The organism is Bacteroides sp. 2201st1_D9_2201SCRN_220225, from assembly GCF_040928965.1.
In the GTDB taxonomy this organism is placed as follows: Bacteria; Bacteroidota; Bacteroidia; order Bacteroidales; family Bacteroidaceae; genus Bacteroides; species Bacteroides stercoris.
Window position 1 is genome coordinate 1 of sequence record NZ_JBCODG010000145.1, and the last position, 3316, is coordinate 3316.

Genomic DNA, 3316 nt, shown 5'->3' on the forward strand with positions numbered 1-3316 from the left:
TCCATCTGTGCAAACTCGTTTGTTGGGCTTCCCTCGTAATTGGGAACAAGAACCTCTATGGAGGTAGTGAATATCTAAGCATTGCCCCGTACCTTTTTGCAACTAATGCACAGGCAGTAATAATCATCCTATGGTATAGATTCTTTATGCCAAATTGAACATGCAGACAATCGTTTATTTTCTTGGTTAGCGAATATATCAGTTGCTTGTTAATCCGGTTTTCCTTAAATAGTGCGATATAATAGCGTTTGTTTTGTAGGGTTTTAGCGACATCCGCTATTTCTTCATATTGCTCGCTTCCTTTAATGTGTTTGATTACACGGACATCTGTTCCGTTGTAAAGAATACCCACAACACGTTTATATTGTTGGGCTGTTATTTCTATATTCTTGACCAACTCCACATAATGTTTTTCTAAAAACACATCTTCTTTTCCGGATTTAGTTTCTAGAATAAGAGCTATATCTTGCTTGTCATTGGGCAGGTACCATCCATCGGGCTTGTCTGACACGCCTTTAAAACCCAATTGATTGAAAGTTGTTATTTGTCCTGTTCCTTGCTTCACATCAGGGGCTTTCTCGTCAAAGCCAAGTATAACTTTTGCGTTATCTCTTATTTCGTCTTCTGTCAAATACATTGTACGTTTAAGATTGAGTGATTTCATTATTAGGTAACGACAATTCTCGTACATCCATTTTTAGAATATCTGCTATTTGATATAGTACAGGAATGGGAGGTTGCACTTTGTTTGATGCATACAAATTGACCATATTGAAAGTCTTTCCAAGTCTATTTGCCAATTCCGTCTGGCTAATGCCTCTTGCCACTAATGCCTCTTTTATATGGTTCTTGCACATATTATGTTTTGCACATCGTTGTCTATCAAGTGCAAAAATATAAAATTTAATTTGGTAATCTTCGTGTCGTATCGAAAAAATATTCCTTTTGTACCTGAAAGAGTTACATCAAGTTACATATAAAGGCAAAGAGTTGACAAAACTTGCCTTTATAGATAAAGACACTGGTGAAAGTTTTGTAAGAACGGTGACAGCATTGCTGACTGAACAAGCGGAAAAAGATTTTTCATTCACGGGAGAAACTTTAACGGTATATACTCCTGAAAGTATTCTTGGTGAATGCACTGAATTCGCAGCAGGTAAAATCAAGCCTACAAATACGGTATTGAATATGATTAACATTATCGATGCAGCAGAACAAAACTAATCACTTATATTTCCTATTAAATGATCTTTATTAATCTCCTCTGATTTTTTGCAAAAAAAGAGGCACAATAAGAATAACCAGTGAGGGTTGTTCCTATTGTTTAAAATTAAGGTTAGTTTACGGCTTTGTATATATATCCAAAACGAATTAAACCTATATTTGTACCGACAGCAAAATATATGCTGGCGAAACAAAAAATTACAAGCTTTTGCTTTTCGTTAACATATATTTAATTGTTGCGAACATATGTATGGTATTAATAATCAATATTATATAGATATGATATTGTAAATTAAAATATGGTTGTAAAAAGATAATAGTATGATAGTATAATCAAAGACATATTGTATTATATTTGCGACAATTATAGAAACTATATTTTGATATATCAAAAAAACGTTTAACTGATTCTGTGTTGGAGAAAAGTCAAAAATATCTATTGAATACAATGAAACAGTTATGCGCCTTTCCGTACACTTACAGGTGCGTTTTCCATTTGTGTTTAAGGGCTTAGCCTCCCCCTCTCTAACAATAGGAATGCCCTGCCGCTTTTTTATGCCCAAATAAGACATGATACAGACATATATTGTTAAATTAAAAAAGAAAGGATTTTTTATGAAAATGATTTTTTATGGGCTTATATCTTTAATTTTCATGACTAGTTGTATTTCTTCTCAGAAGAATAATACCCAAATTGAAAACTGTGAAATAAAAACAGAGAGCCAAGTCCAAACTTCTAATTTATTTGGAGTTTATGAAGGGACTCTTCCTGCGGCTGATTGTAAAGGCATAAAAACGATGTTAGTTATAAATGAGGATAAAACCTACACTTTAAAAAGTGAATATATAGGAAAAAAAAATGCAACTTTTGAAACTTGTGGTGTATATCATATGATAGGAGATTCAATAATTGAATTAATCACCCCTTCTTCAGGAGAAAAGACTTATTACAGAATGCTAAATAATAAACAAGTAATGTTGTCCGATAAAGAAGAAACTGTCAACAAAGGCTCTTTGGCTGAGCATTATATTTTAAATAAAAAATAATAGTCTGTTTTATACAGAGGAAAGTCGCGAGTATATAAATTTGCGGCTTTTTTATTTTATAAACAAATAGTACAAAAAAATAAAAGTAAGTAGATACTAAAGAAATCATCATCATTCGAAGATATAGATATACAAAATTTATTTTTATTTCCTGAAATTAATTTTATTTGTATACAAATTGTATGTATAAATTATGTGCTATTTTTATTTGTTTTTTTATAAATAGACGATTATCAATGTATTATATTTATGAAACAAAATTTACTAATATAACACAATGACAAAGTGTTATAAAAATGTCATAAATCAGATGCAAATGCTTAAATAATAAGTGTTTATGTAGATAAATTATTCCATCTTATAGTTATGTCATACTCTTTACTTCGTATCACCTCTGTCTCTGACCAACCCCTGACCAAATGAAGGTGCCGTTTACTTGTCAATCACCATATTCTTAACCGGATGAATAGTCTCGGCATGGTTTTATACATTTTCTGCCGGCAATTATTTTATCCGGTTCTGTAAATGGTGGGATAAAAGAAAAACGATTAGAGATTTATACCGGTCCATTATTGATTTTACATATGTAACATTTTCAGGTATTTAATTTGACCAATGGAGAGTAAACGGAACGCATCAATATTTTTCCTTATACAATCTATTTCTTTTAAGTAATATTACTTATTTCAGGAAAAGTATTTACAATTGGTTATTACTCAATAGTTTGCAAGTAATAAGTCGGAAATATGGTCGTAGCCTTTAAAGGTACATTCTAAAGGGTGAAGATTTAACGTTTTTATTAATTCTTAACTCGTTTAGAGTATCAAAACAAGCGTTCATTTCTCAATGTTATTTGTTTCCGATATCCACTTCTATTTTGGAGACATTGTACAAGCCAATACAAAACTACAATATTTTATCCGATATTGTTCGTCGTTTATGGTCTTTGGGGAATTACTTCTTGTAGATAGATATTCACTACCTCCATAGAGGTTCTTGTTCCCAATTACGAGGGAAGCCCAACAAACGAGTTTGCACAGATGGA

The 3316-nt window shown here is 31.8% G+C and carries 4 protein-coding genes; 2 read left to right on the forward strand and 2 right to left on the reverse strand.

The genetic code is table 11. From position 1 onward, the window contains the following. Positions 1-55: 55 nt before the first annotated feature. Both AB5903_RS22105 and AB5903_RS22110 read right to left on the reverse strand, forming a co-directional pair. The gene (locus tag AB5903_RS22105) at positions 56-631 is read right to left on the reverse strand and encodes a hypothetical protein (RefSeq protein WP_368118299.1); all 576 of its coding nucleotides are present in this window, start codon (positions 629-631) and stop codon (positions 56-58) included. A 13-nt stretch (positions 632-644) separates the two neighbouring features. After that, a complete protein-coding gene (locus AB5903_RS22110; RefSeq protein ID WP_272709954.1) occupies positions 645-857 on the reverse strand; it encodes a helix-turn-helix transcriptional regulator in 213 nt (70 codons plus the stop codon). A gap of 88 nt (positions 858-945) precedes the next feature. Here AB5903_RS22110 and AB5903_RS22115 point away from each other — a divergent pair, with 88 nt between their 5' ends. Together AB5903_RS22115 and AB5903_RS22120 are read left to right on the forward strand one after the other, a co-directional pair. Then, on the forward strand, positions 946-1224 hold the full coding sequence (locus AB5903_RS22115; RefSeq protein ID WP_272709955.1) for a hypothetical protein: 279 nt from the start codon (positions 946-948) through the stop codon (positions 1222-1224). A 615-nt stretch (positions 1225-1839) separates the two neighbouring features. After that, a complete protein-coding gene (locus AB5903_RS22120; protein WP_368118300.1) occupies positions 1840-2271 on the forward strand; it encodes a copper resistance protein NlpE in 432 nt (143 codons plus the stop codon). Positions 2272-3316: the final 1045 nt, after the last annotated feature.

Excerpts from the sequence above, each read along its gene's own strand:
- AB5903_RS22110 (WP_272709954.1), bottom strand. The coding sequence starts at position 857 with ATGTGCAAGAACCATATAAAAGAGGCATTAGTGGCAAGAGGCATTAGC.
- AB5903_RS22120 (WP_368118300.1), top strand. The coding sequence starts at position 1,840 with ATGAAAATGATTTTTTATGGGCTTATATCTTTAATTTTCATGACTAGT.